1 rRNA gene is annotated in these 1,296 nt (G+C 57.4%); it reads right to left on the bottom strand.

The window, feature by feature from the left end:
• Window positions 1–1,274, bottom strand: a 23S ribosomal RNA gene (locus ACMA1D_RS31915); the annotation flags it as partial.
• Window positions 1,275–1,296 lie beyond the last annotated feature (22 nt).

Here is a 1,296-nt window from a genome sequence, read left to right as displayed (position 1 = left end):
TGGATTGACACGACTTCGGCGGTACGCTTGAGCCCCGCTACATTATCGGCGCGGAATCACTTGACCAGTGAGCTATTACGCACTCTTTCAAGGGTGGCTGCTTCTAAGCCAACCTCCTGGTTGTCTCTGCGACTCCACATCCTTTCCCACTTAGCGTACGCTTAGGGGCCTTAGTCGATGCTCTGGGCTGTTTCCCTCTCGACCATGGAGCTTATCCCCCACAGTCTCACTGCCGCGCTCTCACTTACCGGCATTCGGAGTTTGGCTAAGGTCAGTAACCCGGTAGGGCCCATCGCCTATCCAGTGCTCTACCTCCGGCAAGAAACACACGACGCTGCACCTAAATGCATTTCGGGGAGAACCAGCTATCACGGAGTTTGATTGGCCTTTCACCCCTAACCACAGGTCATCCCCCAGGTTTTCAACCCTGGTGGGTTCGGTCCTCCACACGGTCTTACCCGCGCTTCAACCTGCCCATGGCTAGATCACTCCGCTTCGGGTCTTGAGCGTGCTACTCAAACCGCCCTATTCGGACTCGCTTTCGCTACGGCTCCCCCACACGGGTTAACCTCGCAACACACCGCAAACTCGCAGGCTCATTCTTCAAAAGGCACGCAGTCACGACCATGCTCCAAAGAACATGGCGACGCTCCCACGGCTTGTAGGCACACGGTTTCAGGTACTATTTCACTCCGCTCCCGCGGTACTTTTCACCATTCCCTCACGGTACTATCCGCTATCGGTCACCAGGGAATATTTAGGCTTAACGGGTGGTCCCGCCAGATTCACACGGGATTTCTCGGGCCCCGTGCTACTTGGGTGTCTCTCAAGCAAGCCGTCAATGTTTCAGCTACGGGGGTCTTACCCTCTACGCCGGGCCTTTCGCATGCCCTTCGCCTACCCATACGGTTTCTGACTCGCCCTGCCGCCGGCAGACGACAGAAGAGAGATCCCACAACCCCGCATGCGCAACCCCTGCCGGGTATCACACACATACGGTTTGGCCTCATCCAGTTTCGCTCGCCACTACTCCCGGAATCACGGTTGTTTTCTCTTCCTGCGGGTACTGAGATGTTTCACTTCCCCGCGTTCCCTCCACATACCCTATGTGTTCAGGTATGGGTGACAGCCCATGACGACTGCCGGGTTTCCCCATTCGGACACCCCCGGATCACAGCTCGGTTGACAGCTCCCCGGGGCCTATCGCGGCCTCCCACGTCCTTCATCGGTTCCTGGTGCCAAGGCATCCACCGTGCGCCCTTAAAAACTTGGCCACAGATGCTCGCGTTCACTGTG

This window comes from Streptomyces sp. 796.1 (assembly GCF_047525675.1).
Classification (GTDB): Bacteria; Actinomycetota; Actinomycetes; order Streptomycetales; family Streptomycetaceae; genus Streptomyces.
This window is presented reverse-complemented; position numbering and strand designations above follow the sequence as displayed.